This is a genomic window from Cellulosimicrobium funkei (assembly GCF_900155925.1).
Taxonomy (GTDB): Bacteria; Actinomycetota; Actinomycetes; order Actinomycetales; family Cellulomonadaceae; genus Cellulosimicrobium; species Cellulosimicrobium funkei.
Genome location: NZ_FTMI01000001.1, coordinates 583,058 through 599,310 on the forward strand (window position 1 = coordinate 583,058; position 16,253 = coordinate 599,310).

Genomic DNA, 16,253 nt, shown 5'->3' on the forward strand with positions numbered 1-16,253 from the left:
GCGCTGTCAGGATGGCGGGCACCGGCGCTCCGCACCCCGCACCCGCACCTCGCGCCGCACCGCCGTCCACGGCGGACCCCGCTCCCGACGACGACGACGAGAGACCCCACCATGACCCGATCACCCGCCCGGCCTCCGGCCGCGCGCCGCGCGCGACGCCGCAGCACGACCGCCGCCCTCGCCCTCGCGACGGCCGGCTCCCTCCTCCTGGCCCCCGGGACCGCCCAGGGCGCGCCGGCCGCCCCGCCCGCGGCCCCGGCGTCGACCACGGCCGATGCCGCGCCCGCGTACGGCGCCCCCGACGAGACCGCCGCCGACTACTACGGCGCCCTGCTGCGGCACACGCGCTGGGTCGAGACCGTCTGGGACGAGTCCGCCGGGGTGTACCAGCTCAAGGACTTCAACTTCGCCGTCGTGCTGGGCAACGCCGTGCTCCTGACCCACGGCGAGTACGACGCCGAGCTCGCGGGGGTCCCGGAGGAGACGCTGCGTGCCCGCACGCTCGCGACGATCCGGCACTACGCAGCGACCAACCGGTTCGTGGACCCGGCGGGCGCGTGGGGCAAGAAGCTGTTCTGGGACTCGACGTTCCAGTCCTACTTCCTCGCGGCCGGGACGCTGCTGTGGGACGAGCTCGACGCCACGACGCAGGCCAACCTCACGACGATCGCGACGGGCCAGTCGACGTACACGGCCGACCTCGACTTCGGCAAGGACCCGCTCTCGGGTTCGTGGACCGCGGACTGGCCGACGGGCAAGCACGAGGGCGACACCGCGCAGGAGGAGGTCGGCGTCTACACGCAGGCCCTCGCGCCCGGCCTCGCGTGGGCGCCCGACGACCCCGACGCCGCGCGCTGGGCCGAGCAGCTCGGCGACTGGGGCCGCAACGCGGCGGGCCAGCCGACGGCCGACCGGAACAACCCGGCCGTCGTCGCGGGCAGGCCCGTGTCGACGAACACCATGCAGACCATCCACGACACGTACCTCGTGGAGAACCACGGGTCGTTCGGCCCGCACTACCAGTCCGACATCTGGCGGTCAGGCGGGCGCAACGCGATCCACTTCCTCCTGCGCGACGAGCCGCTGCCGGAGATCCTCACGCACCAGCCCAACTCGGCGGAGCTGTGGGAGTCGATCAAGCTCGTCATGTCCGACGCGGGCGAGCCGTTCATGCCCATGGTCGCCGACCGCGAGTTCCTCTACGGCCGCGACGCCATCCCGATGGCGTTCCTCGGCCAGGTCCTGCGCGACCCCGACGCCGCGCGCGCCGAGGCGAACCTCGCCGCCGCGCTCGAGGACTACCAGTCGTACGCACCGGTCTACCGGCTCGCGAAGTTCTCGGGCGAGCCCAAGTACGAGCCCGAGGCGCGCGCCGAGATCGCGATCTCCTACCTCCTGCACGTCGAGGCCGCCGAGTCGCCCGAGGGCCCCGTCGAGCCGACGCCGCAGGACGAGTTCTTCGAGCGCCTCTCCGGCGTGCGCGACTTCGGCGCCGGGCCCGGCCTGACCGTCCAGCAGACGGCGGACGCGTGGGCCGCGGCGTCGAGCCGCAAGGGCTTCGTCAAGTTCCCCTGGGTCCCCGCGCACGACTCGTGGTTGTTCCACGTCTCCGGCTCGACCCCGTTCCTCTACCCGACGACGGGCGCGACGGTCGACGACCGGCACGTGCGGACGTACACCGGGCCGCGCGACGGCTTCGAGGGCACGTCGTCGGTGTTCCGGGTCGGCAGCGGCTACGCGGGTCAGGTCACGCTCCCGACCGGCGCGGCCGTCTACGCGTCGACCGGGGCGGGCACGGAGGACGCCAGCCTGTCGGTCCGCAACCTCGCCATGAACGGCTACTCGGGCCTCGACGGGTCGCGCACCTACACGACCGCCGAGGGCGAGACCACCGCGACGCTCCCCGTGACGCGTCCGGCCGACCCCGCGGACGCGAAGGCCGCGCGCGTCGACGACCTGTCGTTCGCGCCCGTCACGGCGCGGTACGTCCGGCTCCTCGGGCAGCAGGGCCACCCGCAGTACGGCTACTCGATGTTCGCGTTCCACGCCTACGGCGACGAGGGGTCGACGACCGACCTCGCCGCCGGGAAGGTCGCGACCGCGTCCAGCCAGGACACGGCGGGCGGCCGCACCGCGGCGCGCGTGACCGACGGCAACCCGTCGACCCGCTGGGCCGTCGCGGTCGGCGAGCGCACGCGACCGGACTCGTGGATCCAGGTAGACCTCGGCGAGGAGACGACCGTGGGCGCCGTGCGGTTCGCGTGGGAGGCGAGCGCGGGCGCGCGGTACCTCGTCCAGACGTCGACCGACGGCCAGACGTGGACCACCGCGACCGCGTACGGCAAGGCCCCGGCGGACGTGAACGTCGCGCGGCTCGACACCGTCGACCTCACCCCGGCGGGCGCGGACGAGCCCGCGCCGGTCACCACGCGCTACGTCCGCATGCAGGGCGTGCGCGGCGACGCGACGTACGGCTACTCGCTCTACCACCTGCGCGCCTTCTCGCCCACGGGGACGGACGTCGCCGCGGGCAAGCCGGCCACCGCGTCGAGCGCCAACGGGTCGAACCCCGCGAGCGCCGTCACCGACGGCTCCGCCACGACTCGCTGGGCCGTCGCGGTCGCGGACCGCACCAAGCCCGACTCGTGGGTCCAGGTCGACCTCGGCGCACCCACCGCGGTGAGCCAGGTCCAGCTCGGCTGGGAGGTCGCCGCGGGCCAGGAGTACCGCGTCCAGACGTCGCTCGACGGGCAGACGTGGCACGACGCCGCGTCGTTCCGATACACGGGCGACCAGGTGCTGAGCAGCGACGGCGACTGGCTCAACGTCGAGGGCGAGGCCGGGTTCGTCGTGCGCGGCTCGGACGCCCCCGTGACCGTCTCGCGCGCGACCGACACGCGGCACGTCGTGCGGCTCACCGACGGCGCGGCCGGGCCCCGGCTCGTCGAGATGGTCCCGGGCGACGCCGCGGCGACGGCCGCGCAGGCCGGGGCCCGCGTGCCCACGGCCGACACGGCGGGCGTGCTCGTGAGCGCGGTCGACGGGTACGTCGTCGCGTTCAACCTCACGGGCGCCGACGTCGCGACGACCCTCACCGTCCCGCACGACGGCGGGGCCGTCCCGGTCTACGCCGGCACCCAGACCGTCGGGGCGGACGCCTCGACGCTCGCGGTCACCGTCCCCGCGGGCGACGCCGTCGTCCTCGCGCCGCGCGCGACGGTCGCCACGCCGGCCGGGCATGCTCCCGCGGGGGTGACGGTCGCCGTCGCCGACGCGCGCTCGTTCCGCGTCACCGGCGACGGGGCGCCGGTCGAGCTGCGCCACGCCGAGACGGGCGCGACGCGCACGGTCGGGGCGACGCCGTCGGGCACGCGGGTCACCCTCCGGGACGCGACCCCGTTCCCCGTCGCGGACCACGCGCTCAGCACGCTCACGTTCCCCGCGTCCGTGCTGCCCACGGGCATGACGTCGCCCTCGCGCGCCGTCGACGGCGACGCCGCGACGTCGTGGGTCCCCGGACCGGACGGCCGCATGGTCACCGACCTGGGGTCGCCGCGCGAGATCGGCACGGTCGTCGCCGCGTGGGAGCGCGGCGGCGCGCCGGGGTCCGTCGTCTCCGTGAGCGACGACGGCCTCACCTTCACCGACGTCGGCACGATCAGCGCCGGTGGCGTGCGCGGCACGCTCGCCGTCGACCGCACGGCGCGGTACGTCGCGCTGAGCACGTCGTGGCAGGACGGCGACCCGGGCCTCACGGCCCTCCGGGTGCTCGCGCCCGGCGCGGCGGACCCGGCGTCGCCGGCCGCCGTCGCCGTGACCGCGACGGCCGAGGTGCGGTGCCTCGCGGGCAAGGCGTACCTGGCGGTGCGCGTCGTGAACGACGACGACGTCCCGCTCGACGTCGACGTCGCCACCCCGTGGGGCACGAAGAGCTTCCCCGCGGTCAGCCCGGGGAAGAACGCGTACCAGTCGTTCGCCGTCCGCGGGACCACGACCGGCCCCGTGACCGCGACGGCCGCGCCGTCCGACGACGCCGACGAGCGCGAGACCGTCGCGACGCCGGAGCACGGGCAGCCCGCCTGCGGCTGACCGTCCCGGTCCCCCGGACCCGGGGTCGTGCGCCCGCCCAGGGCGCGCGGCCCCGGGTCCGCCGCGTCCGGCACGCGCGTCCGCGTGAGCCTGCGTCGGGCCTGGACCGGGCGCGGATCTGGCCTGGATCGGGCCCGCCAGGTCGGGACCTTCGGCCGGTCCGGCGCGGGGGCCCGCGAGGATACGTTCGAGGTCCTGACGGCACCGCCGCCGGGAGGTCCGGACCGCCGGGCCGTCGTGGTCCGAAGGAGCCGCCGATGACCCGCCCCGGCCTCGTGGTCGCCGGACTGGACCGGCTGTCCGTCACGGACTGGCCCGGCCGTCGGGTCGCCACCGTCCTCACCCAGGGCTGCCCGTGGCGCTGCGGCTACTGCCACCACCCGGGGCTGTGCGCGGTCGCCGCGCTCGGCGGCCCGCCGCCGCAGGACACGGTCCCCTGGTCCGAGGTCGTCGCGTTCCTCGCGCCGCGCCGTCGCCTGCTCGACGGCGTCGTGTTCTCGGGCGGCGAGCCGACCCTGCACCCAGGGCTGCTCGGCGCGATCGACGACGTGCAGGGCCTCGGCCTCGACGTCGGGCTCCACACGGCCGGCCCGTGGCCGGCGCGGCTCGCCCGGCTCCTGCCGTTCGTCGACTGGGTCGGCCTCGACATCAAGCACCTGCCGTCCCGCTACCCCGTCGTGACGGGCACGATCCCGTCGGGCCGGCGCGCGTTCGAGGCGCTGGCCGTGATCCTGCGCTCGGGCGTCGACCACGAGGTGCGCACGACCGTCGACCCGAGCGTGCACTCGCGCACCGAGCTCCTCGCCCTCGGGACGCACCTGCGCCGTCTCGGCGTGCGCGAGTGGGTGCTCCAGGAGGCCGTGCCCGACGGCGCGTCCCCCGCCTGGGCGCGCGGCCTCGCGGGCCGCCGCCTCACCGACGTGCTCGACGCGACCGACCTCGCCTGGGCGCGGCGGCGGGTCGCCGCCTGACGTCGCGCCGCGGGTGCGCGGGGTCGGGCCGCATGCGACGGCCCGATCGGGCGTGGCGGCGCCGGGCGGGCCCGCGCGTCAGACCGGGCGGACCGGCTGGCGGAGCACGGTGCGCAGCCTCGCGGGGTCGGTGCGCCGGACGTCGCTCAGGTAGATCTCATGGTGGGGCCCGGCGAACGTGAGCCCGTGCTCGGGCAGGTAGACGTCGTGCAGCTCGGCGAGCACCGGGCCTTCGTCGTCGTACGGGCCGACGTGCAGCGTCTGCACCGACCGCCCCTCCGTGAGGCTCGTGCGGCGCACGAGGTCGAGCGCGACCGGGGGCTCCTTCTTCGCCCGGAGCGTCTCCGTGGCGGCGACCACCGTGTCCTCGTCGACCCAGTCGGGCTGGAGGACGAGGAGGGTCCACCGCCACGCGCCCTTCTCGCGGCGCGCGAACGTCCCCGGGTCGTCGGCCGTCCACAGCCCCTCGAGCGGCCCGACGACGTAGTCCCGCCCCGCGCGCTTGCTCGCGAACTTCACGGCGTAGGAGAGGGAGAACAGCGCCTCGACCGCCTGCGCGTAGGCGGGCGCCGTGTTGGGGTCGCCCTCGCCGTCGACGGCGAGGTAGGCCAGGGTCGGCACGTCCACCTCGACGAACCGGCCGCGGGGCGGCGCGTAGAGCTCGCGGTGGAACGCCTTGAGGTCGACCTTGTCCGACGGCATGGTCCGACGCTACCGGGCCCCGCCGACACGCGGGCGCGCCGCCGGACGGTCCGCGCACGACGCCCGCACGCCTGATATCCAGGACGGGTGACCTCACCGCCGCCCCAACCCCCGCACGACCCGCGGCACGGGTCCGCGTACGGCGGCCCCCCAGCGGGGCCGCACCCCGCCTACCCGCCGCACCCCGGGCACCCGGGTCCCGGGTATCCGCCGCACTCCGCGCACCCGAAGCACCCGGGCCTCGGATATCCGGCACCGGGGTATGCACCGCCGCCCCCGCCGCCGGTGGCCGCCTTCACACCGAGGTACCGACGCACCGCCTGGGTGCTCATCTGGGTGCCGGTCGTCCTCATGGTCGCCGCGGGCGCGCTGAGCATCGGCCTGCTCGCCTACGCGGACAGCGACCCGTCGAACAACTCGGCCGCCGGTTACCTCGCCCTGATGATGTGGGCCGCGATGCTCGTCGTCGGGCCGCTCCTGCTCGGCGCGTTCGTCCCGGGCTGCGTGATGCTCGCGCGCTCGAACCGGGCACGGGCGCTCACGCAGGTCACCGGCTACCGGCCGCCGGCCTGACGACGGGCTCCGGGTCGGGCCGCGCGGCAGGCGGGGTCACGTAGTCGACGACCGCCCGCACGACGTCGGGGTCGCGCAGCAGCCGGTGGTGCCCGAGCCCGTCGGTCGTGAGCAGCTCGCCCTCGGGCCAGGCCGCCGCGAGCGCGGCACCCACGGGGTACGGGACCTCCTTGTCGGCGCGGTCGTGCACGACGAGCGCCGGCGGCACCGGGTGGGTGCGCAGCGTCTCGCGCACGTCGAGCTCGGGCAGCGGGCGCCCGGCCAGGTCGGAGAGTCGGCTCCGGAGGAGCTCGCGCGTCGGGCGCGACAGGCCGAGCAGGTCGGCGAACCCGTCGAGCTGCCCGAGGACGTCGGCGATCGCCGCGACGAGCACGAGGCGCCCCGCGGGCAGGCCGTCGCGCACCGCGAGCACGGTCGTCGCTGTACCGAGCGAGTGCGCGACGACGGCCGTCGCCTCCCCGTGCTCGCGCACCACCGCGGCGAGGGCGTCCGCGAGCTCGGGCATCGTGCTGCGCCGCGGCCCGAGGCGGCCGGGCCCGGAGTCCCCGTGGCTCGGCGCGTCGAACGCGACGACGCGGTGGCCCGCGGCACGCAGGGGCTCGACGAACGCGCCGAGCTGGCCGCGCCGCCCGCCCCACCCGTGCGCGAGGTAGACGACGCCGGCCCCCGCCCCGTGTCCCGCGGTCCCGTCGGGCGCGTCGTCCGCGGAGGCGTGCGGGTCCCACGTCTCGACGACGACCCGCGCGCCGGACGACGTCGTCACGGTGCTCAGCGCACCGGCGACGGCGCGGTCGTCGCGGCGACGACCTGCGCCGTCGGGCGGGGTGCACCACAGGTCGAGGGCGAGCCGGGCGGCCCGCCGGGGCGACACCGTCTGGAGCACCGCGAACCGAGCGCGCACGAGGGCGAGTCGAGCCGCGGCCTTCCGACGGCGCGCGGCGCGCCGTCGTTCCAGCCGAACGGTCGTGCTTTTCTCGGCTCGCGAGGTGGTCACGAGGATCCTCTCCGTCGGGGTGGGTCGGGTGCGGGGCAGGCGCTCAGGCGACCGGCACCGGTGCGCGCGACGCGTCGAGGAGCGCCTCGAACGCGCGGCGCGCCCGGTCCTCGGCCAGCGGGTCGGCCATGAAGACGTGCGCGTGGTGCAGCGCGAGCATCACCCCGTACAGCTCCGACGCGAACTGCTGAGGATCCACGTCGTCGCGGAAGCCGCTCTCGGCGACGCACGTCCGGTAGACCTGTGCGACGGCGTCGTACAGGTCCTGGTGGTCGCGCACGAGCTGGTCGCGGACCGGCCCCTCCTGGGCGGCGAGCTCGGTCGCCGCCTTGACGAACAGGCAGCCGCCGGGCTGCTGCCGCAGGTCGCACACGAGCCAGCGCTCGAACAGCTCGCGCAGGCGCCGCTCGCCGCGGGGCGTGCGCAGCGCGGGCGCCACGACCGTGTCGACGAACTCCGCGCGCGCCTGGTCGAGCACCGCGAGCTGGAGCGACTCCTTGGAGCGGAAGTGGGCGTAGAGCCCGCTCTTCGACATGCCCGTGGCACGCGCGAGCTCACCGATCGTCAGGCCCGCCAGGCCGACGCGGTACGCGGCCTCCACGCCGCGGTGCAGGATCGCCTGCCGCGTGTCGTCGCCCTTGGTCACCCGGCGAACGTAGCACGATCGTGCGGAAACCGGGAGGGCCGGTCGCCCGGACGCGGGGTCACGAGACGCGCGGGAAACGACGAACGGCCCCACCCGTCGGGTGGGGCCGTTCCGCTGTGCGCCCGGAGGGATTCGAACCCCCAACCTTCTGATCCGTAGTCAGATGCTCTATCCGTTGAGCTACGGGCGCTGGTCGTGCTGGCCGTTGATCGCTCACCGGCCGTCGAGAACACTACCGCGTCCTCGCCCTGATCCCAAACCGGATCCGGGCCCGGAGGCCGCGGCGTGACGGACGCCACGCCGTCCGACCCTCGCCGCACGGACGACGCCGCACGGTCCCCCCACGGTCGGACCCGCGCCGGGCGACGTCCCGTCCCCAGCCCGACGCGGCGGCACCGCTCCCCGGCGGACGATCGACGCATGACGTTCACCGGCCCCACTCCCGTCCCCGGCGGCTCGCCCCTCGTCGCGAGCGCGCTCACCAAGGTCTACGGCTCCGCGCAGACCGCGACGCACGCCCTCGCGGGGGTGAGCCTCACGGTCCGCCCCGGGGAGTCGCTCGCGATCATGGGCCCGTCCGGGTCCGGCAAGACGACGCTCCTGCACTGCCTCGCGGGCATCATCACGCCGACGTCCGGCTCGGTGTCGTGGCGCGGCGAGGACGTCGCGACGCTCTCGGAGGCGCGGCGCACGATCCTGCGCCGCCAGGACTTCGGCTTCGTCTTCCAGTCGGGCCAGCTCCTGCCCGAGCTGCCCGCCGTCGAGAACGCGGCGCTGCCGCTCATGCTCGCCGGCACGGCCCGCGCGGAGGCCACCGCGGTCGCCGCCCGCTGGCTCGCCCACCTCGGCCTCGCCGGGATGGAGCAGCGCCGGCCGGGCGAGCTCTCCGGCGGGCAGGCGCAGCGCGTCGCGATCGCGCGTGCCCTCGTCGGGTCGCCGGGCGTCGTGTTCGCCGACGAGCCGACGGGCGCCCTCGACCAGTCGACCGGCGCCGAGGTGCTCGACGTCCTGACGCGCGCGACCCGCGACTCGGGTGCCGCGCTCGTCGTCGTGACGCACGACGCCGGGGTCGCGCGGCACTGCTCGCGCACGGTGACGATGCGCGACGGGGTCATCTCCGGCGAGTTCTTCGCGCCCGGCCACGACGTGGCCGCCCCGGCCGTCCCCGGTCAGGAGAGCGCCCGATGAGGACCGTCGACCTCTGGTGGCTCCTGCGGCGCCGCAGCGCCGACGAGCGCGACCCGCAGGGCCTGACCAACGTGCTCGCCGTCATCGCGTTCGCCACGACCACCGCGATCCTGCTCGTCGTCGTGGGCGGGTTCGGCGCGTTCCTCGGCCGCGCGGGCGGGATCGAGGGCATGCAGGAGGGCGTGGACGCGGCCGTGACGTCGTACGACACGCAGTACCCGATCTTCGCGGGCATCGCCTCGCTCCTGCTGCTCATCCCGCTCGTGACGCTCGGCGGGGCGGCCGCGCGGCTCGCCGTCGCGCGCCGCGACGCGCGCCTCGCGGCGCTCCGGCTCGCGGGGGCCACGACCGGCCAGGTCACGTCCCTCACGGTGCTCGACGCCGCCGCCCAGGCCGTCACGGGGGCGCTCGTCGGGCTGGTCGGCTACGGCGCCCTCCTGCCGCTCGTCGCGCAGCTGCGCTTCCAGGGCCGCACGTTCGACGTCGCCGAGCTGTGGGTCGGCGTGCCCGCCCTGCTGGGCGCCGTCGTCCTCGTGGTCGCGGTCGCGCTCGTGTCCGCGCTCGTCAGCCTCCGGCGCGTCGCGATCACGCCGCTCGGCGTCGCCGCGCGCGTCACTCCCCCGGGCCTCAAGGCGGTGCGCCTGCTCGCGACCGGGCTCGCGGCCGTCGCGATGATCGTCGCGACCAACCTGTCGTTCGGCTCGGCCGCGGTGGGGATCACCGTCGTCGTCGTCATCCTGCTGATCGGCTTCGCGACGCTCAACCTCGTCGGGCCGTTCGTCATCTGGGTCGTCGGCAGGATCACCGCCGGCTCCGCGCGCCGCGTGCCCACGCTGCTCGCCGGGCGGCGGATCGTGGACAACCCGAAGACCGCGTGGCGGTCCGTGGGCGGGGTCGCGCTCGCGACGTTCATCGCGGGCCTCGCGAGCATCTTCGCGCTCTTCGACCCGGGCATGGCGTCCGACCCGGCGGAGGCCCAGTTCCTCGTCGACATCAAGACGGGCGGCTTCCTCACCCTCGCCATCGCGGGCGTCCTGGCCGCCGTCTCGACGGGCGTCATGCAGGCGGGCCGGGTCATCGACCAGCGCGGCGAGTACCGCACGCTCGTCCTCGCGGGCACCGACCTGCGGACGCTCGACCGGGCGCGCTTCCGCGAGACGCTCGTGCCGCTCGTCGTGAGCGTGGGCGTCGCGACCGCGGCCGTGCTGCTGTTCATGGTGCCCGTCCTCGGCATCAACGCCTTCACGAACGCGAGCGTCGCCCTGCAGTTCCTGCTGTGCGTCCTGGGGGCGTCCGCGCTCGTGCTCGCCGGGGCGGGCGCGTCGCGGTTCGTCGTGCGGTCGGCGCTCGCGACGACCGGCACGGCGTAGGGCACGGCCCACGGAGCAGGCCCGACGTCGGGCTGTCACGCAGCGCCGGTGACGGCGCCGGGGCGGCAGGGGCTCGGCCACGAGCCCGGCCGCCCCGCCCGCGCGTCGGGCGGTGCAGGCCGCATGATCCCGGGCAACAGAAAAGGCCCCGGGTGCGTGCACACCGAGACCTTCCTGAGCGGAGACGGAGGGATTTGAACCCTCGAACGGGTTGCCCCGTTACCACCTTAGCAGGGTGGCGCACTAGACCTGACTATGCGACGTCTCCTCGCAGGACTCCGCGGAGAGCCTGCGTCGCCCAGGGTACAAGGGCGTCGCCACCAGACCAAACCGCCGGCCCGACGGCGTCCCCTCCTACCGCTCGAAGGTCCACTCCCGGTCGGTGAGCATGCGGGCGACGGCGAGCCCGATCGCGAGCGCGACGATCACGAGACCCGCCTCGACGGCGTAGGCGAGGGCCTGCGCCGTCGCGCCGCTGTTGAACTCGTACACCGCCCGGTACGCCGTGACGCCGGGGACCATGATGACCACGGCCGGGACGGACACCGTGATGCGCGGGACGCGCAGCGCGGGCGCGACCGTCGCCGCGAGCAGGCCCACGAGCAGCGCCGCCGCCGCGGCGGCCGCCTGCGGGACGACGTCGGCGTCGACGAGGAGCAGGCGCCCCACGTTCGCCACCATGCCGATCGAGGCCGCCCCGAGCGCCATCGCCCAGGGGCTGTTGAACATCAGCGCGAACCCCAGCACCCCGAGGAAGCTCGCGACCGCGCGCAGGCCGAACAGCAGCGGCTCCGCGAGGACCGGGGCGGGCACCGGGTCCGGGGCGAGGCCCGCGGCGGCGGAGACGCCCCACACCGCCAGCGCCGCGGACGCGAGGATCATGAGCGCGTACGTCACGCGCGCGACGCCCGCCGAGAAGTCGAGCTTCGCGAGGTCGAGCGCGCCCGTCACGAGCGCGAACCCGGGCACGAGGAACAGCACCGCCGAGACGTACCCCGCCTCGTGGCCGCCCTCGACCCCGGCCAGCGCGGAGAGCCCCAACACGAGCCCCAGGTACGCGACGCTCGCGACCGCGGCCGCGAGCATCGTCACGCCGAACTGGTTGATGCCCCGGTGCAGCATCGCGCGCCGGACACCCTGCCCCAGCGCCGCCGCGACGAGCACGGCGCCGCACTCGACGAGGCCGCCGTGGTTGAGGAACGCGAACGCGGCGCACGCGATCCCTGCCCACAGGGCGTTGAGGAACGCCCCGTAGAGCGGCGGTCGGCGCGCGATCCGGTCGAGCTCCGCGTCGACCTCGTCGAGGTCGGCCCCCGCCGGCAGCGTGGCCGAGAAGCGCTCGAGCTGCGCGAGCCGGTCCGCGTTGATCCCGATGGAGCGCACCTCGGTGAGCTCCGTGCGGAAGATCGGCCCGCGGTACGACGTCGCGGTGATCTCCGTCAGCGTCACGTGCGCCGCGATGCGGTCCAGGCCCAGCGCCCGGGCCGCGCGCGTCATGTGCGACTTCACGCGGTAGCTGCCGGTGCCCGCCGACAGCGCGAGCCGACCGATCCGCAGCACGGTGCCCGACCGGCGGATGAGGTCGACGGGCTCGAGACCGGCTTCGTCGGCCGGGGAGGGCTCAGGCGTCACGACGCCATGATCCCGTACCGTCCCGCGCCCGGCACTCGCCGAAGGTCCCGGACCTCCCGGCCAGAGCCCCGCGCCGTCGTGACGTACCGTCTGCCCATGGCCGCCGACGTCCTCCGCACCGCCCCCGCCGACGTACCCGGGCGCGGTGGCCCGCGCGTCCCGACCGACTTCGACGTGCTGGTGGTCGGCTCGGGGTTCGGCGGGAGCGTCACCGCCCTGCGCCTCACCGAGAAGGGCTATCGCGTCGGCGTCCTCGAGGCGGGCCGCCGCTTCACCGACGAGGAGCTCCCCCGCACGTCGTGGCGTCTCCGGTCGTTCCTGTGGGCACCCGCCCTCGGATGCTTCGGGATCCAGCGCATCCACCGCCTCCGCGACGTGCTCGTCCTCGCCGGCGCCGGTGTCGGCGGCGGCAGCCTCGTGTACGCGAACACGCTGTACGAGCCGCTCGACGACTTCTTCACGGACCCCGCCTGGGCCGACGTCGCCGACTGGCGGACCGAGCTGGCGCCCTGGTACGACCAGGCGCGCCGGATGCTCGGCGTCACCACCTACGCCGGGCGCACCCCCGCGGACGACGTCCTGGAGGACGTGGCCCGCGAGACCGGGGTGGGCGACACCTTCGTGAAGGCGCCGGTCGGTGTGTTCTTCGGCCGAGGCGGGACACGGGAGCCGGGGGTCACCGCCCCCGACCCCTACTTCGGCGGGGCCGGGCCCGCGCGGCGCGGCTGCACCGAGTGCGGCGCGTGCATGACGGGGTGCCGGGTCGGGGCGAAGAACACGCTCGTGAAGAACTACCTCTACCTCGCCGAGCGCGGCGGCGCCCAGGTCCTGCCGCTCACGACCGTCACCGAGGTGCGGCCCGTGCCCGACGGCGCGGGCGGCGTCCTGCACGAGGTCCTCGCCCACCGCTCGGGGCGCCCCTGGGCAGGACGGCAGCGCTACACGGCACGCCACGTCGTGCTCTCCGCGGGGGCGCTGGGCACGCAGAGACTCCTCCACGCCATGCGGGACTCGGGACACCTGCCGGGGGTCTCCGAGCGGCTGGGACACCTCACGCGCACCAACTCCGAGGCCCTGCTCGGCGCCACGGTCCGGCGTCGCGACCACCAGCGACGGCCCGACGCGCCCGACTACTCGCGCGGCGTCGCGATCACGTCGTCGTTCTACCCGGACGCCCGGACCCACGTCGAGCCCGTCCGGTACGGGAAGGGGTCGGGCGCCATGGGGCTGCTCCAGACGGTCCTCACGGACGGTGGTCCGAGCCGGTGGCGCACCTGGCTGCGCGAGCTGTGGCGCCGACGTCGGGACCTGCCGGCGATGGCCGACCTGCGCGGCTGGTCGTCGCGGACGATCATCGCGCTCGTCATGCAGAGCCACGACAACTCGCTCACCACCTCGCTGCGGCGCGGGTTCCTCGGCCGCAAGGTCCTCACGTCCCGCCAGGGGCACGGCGCGCCCAACCCGACCTGGATCCCGGCCGGGAACGACACCGCACGGCGCATGGCCCGGCGCATGGGCGGCATGCCCGGAGGGACCGTCGGCGAGCCCTTCGACGTCCCGATGACGGCCCACATCCTCGGCGGGTGCGCGATCGGCACCTCGCCGCGGACGGGCGTGATCGACCCGTACCACCGTGTCCACGGTCAGCCCGGCCTGCACGTCATGGACGGGTCCGCGGTGAGCGCGAACCTCGGGGTGAACCCGTCGCTCACGATCACGGCGCTCGCGGAACGGGCCTGTGCGCTCTGGCCCAACGCGGGCGAGAAGGACGTGCGCCCGCCGCTCGGCGCTGCGTACGCGGTGCTGGGCCCGGTCGCACCGCGGCACCCGCTCGTCCCGGCGCACGCCCCGGCGGCCCTGCGCCCGGCGCGCGTCAGGCCGGGACGGAGCACGGCTCCCGACCCGGCCTGACGGCACGACTGGCGGAGGGCGAGGGATTCGAACCCCCGGTGCGTTGCCGCACAACGGTTTTCAAGACCGTCACATTAGGCCGCTCTGTCAGCCCTCCCGGCGAGCCATTGTGGCACGCCCCGCCCCTGCACGACGACGGCGGGCCGACCCGTGGAGGGCGGCCCGCCGTCGTGCGTGGCGCGGGGTGCGGGAGCGGTCAGGCCGCGCCGCGGAGCTGGCGCATCGCGAGCTGGACGAGCGCGATGAGCGTCTGCTTCGTCGCCGCGCGCGAGCGCGCGTCCGTGTAGAGCATCGGCACGTGCGGCGGGATCTGCAGCGCCTCGCGGACGTCCTCGAGCTTGTGCTTGGCGACGCCGTCGAAGCAGTTGACGCCCACGACGAACGGGATGTTGCGCGACTCGAAGTAGTCGATCGCCGGGAAGCACTGCTCCAGGCGGTCGGTGTCGACGAGCACGACGGCGCCGATCGCGCCGCGGACCAGGTCGTCCCACATGAAGAGGAAGCGGTCCTGGCCCGGCGTGCCGAACAGGTAGAGCCACAGGTTGCCCGGCAGCGAGACGCGGCCGAAGTCCATCGCGACGGTCGTCGTCGTCTTGCGGTCGGACACGCCGCCCGCGTCGTCGACGCCTACCGAGTGCTCCGTCATCGCGGCCTCGGTGTTGAGCGGCTCCACGTCCGAGATCGAGCCGATGAACGTCGTCTTGCCGACGGCGAAGCCGCCCGCGACGACGATCTTCACGACCGTCGGCGCGGTTCGGGACGCCGCTGCGGCACCACCGGGCTGCGCCGCCGCAGCGGGCGGAGCCGCGGGCGCTGCCGCGACCGGGCGCGCGGGGGCCGCCTGCTGCACCGGGGCGACCGGCTGAGCGGGCGCCTGCTGGGCGGGAGCCACGGGCTGCGCGGCGGCCAGGGGCTGCGGCGCGGTGCGCGGCTGGGCCGCGGCCTGCGCGACGGGAGCCGACGCAGGCTGCGCGGCGGCCGGAGCCGGGGCGGGCTGCGCGGCGGCCGGAGCCGGAGCGACCGGCTGCGGTGCGGCCGGAGCCGTCGCGGGCTGCGTGGCCACCGGCGCGGCGGGCTGCGGTGCCGCCGGCTGCGGTGCCGCCGGAGCGACGGGCTGGGCGGCGGCCGGCTGCTGCGGTGCCGCGGGCTGGCCGGGCGTCGCCGGAGCCGCCTGGGTCGGCACGCCGACGGGTGCGCTCACCGGAGCCCACGCCGTCTGGCGCAGCGCCGGCTGACCGCCGGGCGCACCCCCGCTCGCCCCGGACGGCTGCCCTGCCTGCGGCCCGCTCCCCGAGCCGTCAGAGGGTGGAAATGCCATTGAGAACACTCTCCAAGACGCTCAGGGACAGGCCCGAGTGGTTGCTGCCGTGACCCGTGTGGACGTTGAGCGGGGTCGACGTGTGGACGGTGATGTAGTTGTCCTCCTGCAGGTCCGCGACGAGCACCTTCGTCACGCCGAGCGGCAGGCGCAGGAGCGCGGAGAGCTCGGCGATCGAGACGTACGTGTGCGCGGCGTGCTGGAGGATCGAGCGCTTCTCGGGCGGCAGCCCGAAGCTGTTCACGGCACCCGGCATGACCTCGACGAGCGCCTCGAGCGGGAGGTCGGACGTGGCGGACCGCACGCGACCACCCGTCACCGCGTACGGGCGGACGGTCGCCGCCTCGTACCCGTCGTGGGCTCCCATGCTGCCGAAAGGTACGTTCGTCATCGATCAGTCCTCATCCCACCGGGGTTCGGGTCGCACCGTCGACCGGAAGGCTACCCCGCATCTCCGAGATGAGCTGCGGCGTCAGGGTCGCCTCCGTGCGCGAGACGAGGAGCGCCATCTCGTAGCCGATGAGGCCGATGTCGCAGTTCGCCTCGGCCACCACGCCCAGGACGGAGCCGTTCGACACGTTCATGAGGAACAGGAACCCGTTGTCCATCTCGATGATGGCCTGCCGGACGTTCCCGCCGTTGAGCTGGCGGGCCGCACCGCGGGTCAGGCTCGACATGCCCGAGACGATCGCGGCGAGCTGGTCACCGCTCGTCCGGTCGAGCTGGTCGGACATCGCCATGAGCAGGCCGTCCGCCGACACCACGAGCGTGTGCCGGCTGCCCGGTACGGTCCGCACGAAGTTGTCGAGCAGCCACCCGAAGTTCGTGGCCTCGGTGCTGAGCGCGTTCACTGTTCCTC

General features: G+C 75.4%; 13 protein-coding genes and 3 tRNA genes. 6 read left to right on the plus strand and 10 right to left on the minus strand.

The genetic code is table 11. The features are described from left to right. Positions 1 to 111: 111 nt before the first annotated feature. Both BXA05_RS02515 and BXA05_RS02520 read left to right on the plus strand, forming a co-directional pair. Positions 112 to 4,089, plus strand: coding sequence for a discoidin domain-containing protein (locus BXA05_RS02515; RefSeq protein ID WP_076403708.1), 3,978 nt, complete (start codon positions 112 to 114; stop codon positions 4,087 to 4,089). Positions 4,090 to 4,346: 257 nt separating this feature from the next. After that, positions 4,347 to 5,060 (plus strand): anaerobic ribonucleoside-triphosphate reductase activating protein, encoded by a 714-nt coding sequence (locus BXA05_RS02520; RefSeq protein ID WP_076403710.1) that lies wholly within the window; start codon positions 4,347 to 4,349, stop codon positions 5,058 to 5,060. 78 nt (positions 5,061 to 5,138) lie between these two features. Here BXA05_RS02520 and BXA05_RS02525 read toward each other — a convergent pair whose 3' ends face one another. After that, positions 5,139 to 5,762, minus strand: coding sequence for a GyrI-like domain-containing protein (locus BXA05_RS02525; protein ID WP_076403712.1), 624 nt, complete (start codon positions 5,760 to 5,762; stop codon positions 5,139 to 5,141). 324 nt (positions 5,763 to 6,086) lie between these two features. Between BXA05_RS02525 and BXA05_RS19520 the strand changes: the two genes are divergently transcribed. Continuing rightward, entirely contained in the window at positions 6,087 to 6,335 is a 249-nt protein-coding gene (locus BXA05_RS19520; RefSeq protein ID WP_076403714.1) for a hypothetical protein, read from the plus strand. Here BXA05_RS19520 and BXA05_RS02535 read toward each other — a convergent pair. From BXA05_RS02535 to BXA05_RS02545, 3 genes are all read right to left on the minus strand, one after another. Then, entirely contained in the window at positions 6,310 to 7,236 is a 927-nt protein-coding gene (locus BXA05_RS02535) for an alpha/beta fold hydrolase (RefSeq protein ID WP_170963120.1), read from the minus strand. The two genes, BXA05_RS19520 and BXA05_RS02535, sit on opposite strands and share 26 nt — an antisense overlap. 136 nt (positions 7,237 to 7,372) lie before the next feature. Further along, a complete protein-coding gene (locus BXA05_RS02540) occupies positions 7,373 to 7,975 on the minus strand; it encodes a TetR/AcrR family transcriptional regulator (protein ID WP_076403716.1) in 603 nt (200 codons plus the stop codon). 117 nt (positions 7,976 to 8,092) lie between these two features. After that, positions 8,093 to 8,165, minus strand: a tRNA-Arg gene (locus BXA05_RS02545). A gap of 230 nt (positions 8,166 to 8,395) precedes the next feature. Here BXA05_RS02545 and BXA05_RS02550 point away from each other — a divergent pair. Continuing rightward, on the plus strand, positions 8,396 to 9,163 hold the full coding sequence (locus BXA05_RS02550) for an ABC transporter ATP-binding protein (RefSeq protein WP_076403718.1): 768 nt from the start codon (positions 8,396 to 8,398) through the stop codon (positions 9,161 to 9,163). Continuing rightward, positions 9,160 to 10,533, plus strand: coding sequence for a hypothetical protein (locus tag BXA05_RS02555; RefSeq protein ID WP_061267187.1), 1,374 nt, complete (start codon positions 9,160 to 9,162; stop codon positions 10,531 to 10,533). The genes BXA05_RS02550 and BXA05_RS02555 overlap by 4 nt, the downstream gene beginning before the upstream one ends. Before the next feature lie 179 nt (positions 10,534 to 10,712). On the opposite strand, the gene BXA05_RS02560 is transcribed toward BXA05_RS02555, so the two are convergent. Further along, a tRNA-Ser gene (locus BXA05_RS02560) sits at positions 10,713 to 10,801 on the minus strand. A gap of 86 nt (positions 10,802 to 10,887) precedes the next feature. Then, positions 10,888 to 12,165 carry a threonine/serine exporter family protein gene (locus BXA05_RS02565; protein WP_076403720.1) on the minus strand — a complete coding sequence of 426 codons (1,278 nt, stop codon included), beginning with the start codon at positions 12,163 to 12,165 and terminating at the stop codon, positions 10,888 to 10,890. A gap of 96 nt (positions 12,166 to 12,261) precedes the next feature. Here BXA05_RS02565 and BXA05_RS02570 point away from each other — a divergent pair, with 96 nt between their 5' ends. Next, positions 12,262 to 14,076, plus strand: a complete 1,815-nt coding sequence (locus BXA05_RS02570) for a GMC oxidoreductase (protein WP_083711428.1) — start codon at positions 12,262 to 12,264, stop codon at positions 14,074 to 14,076. 9 nt (positions 14,077 to 14,085) lie between these two features. Here the strand turns inward: BXA05_RS02570 and BXA05_RS02575 are convergent. From BXA05_RS02575 to BXA05_RS02590, 4 genes are all read right to left on the minus strand, one after another. After that, positions 14,086 to 14,173: transfer RNA gene (locus tag BXA05_RS02575), tRNA-Ser, on the minus strand. A 99-nt stretch (positions 14,174 to 14,272) separates the two neighbouring features. Beyond that, positions 14,273 to 14,926: a GTP-binding protein gene (locus tag BXA05_RS02580; protein WP_061267205.1), complete on the minus strand. Its 654-nt coding sequence runs from the start codon at positions 14,924 to 14,926 to the stop codon at positions 14,273 to 14,275. Between the two features lie 448 nt (positions 14,927 to 15,374). Beyond that, a complete protein-coding gene (locus BXA05_RS02585) occupies positions 15,375 to 15,785 on the minus strand; it encodes a DUF742 domain-containing protein (RefSeq protein ID WP_021483501.1) in 411 nt (136 codons plus the stop codon). Positions 15,786 to 15,795: 10 nt separating this feature from the next. Continuing rightward, on the minus strand, positions 15,796 to 16,245 hold the full coding sequence (locus tag BXA05_RS02590) for a roadblock/LC7 domain-containing protein (RefSeq protein ID WP_021483502.1): 450 nt from the start codon (positions 16,243 to 16,245) through the stop codon (positions 15,796 to 15,798). Positions 16,246 to 16,253 lie beyond the last annotated feature (8 nt).

Bases quoted from the DNA above. Each gene is read 5' to 3' on its own strand.
- BXA05_RS02555 (WP_061267187.1), top strand. From the start codon at position 9,160: ATGAGGACCGTCGACCTCTGGTGGCTCCTGCGGCGCCGCAGCGCCGAC.
- BXA05_RS02570 (WP_083711428.1), top strand. From the start codon at position 12,262: ATGGCCGCCGACGTCCTCCGCACCGCCCCCGCCGACGTACCCGGGCGC.
- BXA05_RS02520 (WP_076403710.1), top strand. From the start codon at position 4,347: ATGACCCGCCCCGGCCTCGTGGTCGCCGGACTGGACCGGCTGTCCGTC.
- BXA05_RS02525 (WP_076403712.1), bottom strand. From the start codon at position 5,762: ATGCCGTCGGACAAGGTCGACCTCAAGGCGTTCCACCGCGAGCTCTAC.
- BXA05_RS02515 (WP_076403708.1), top strand. From the start codon at position 112: ATGACCCGATCACCCGCCCGGCCTCCGGCCGCGCGCCGCGCGCGACGC.
- BXA05_RS02550 (WP_076403718.1), top strand. From the start codon at position 8,396: ATGACGTTCACCGGCCCCACTCCCGTCCCCGGCGGCTCGCCCCTCGTC.
- BXA05_RS02585 (WP_021483501.1), bottom strand. From the start codon at position 15,785: ATGACGAACGTACCTTTCGGCAGCATGGGAGCCCACGACGGGTACGAG.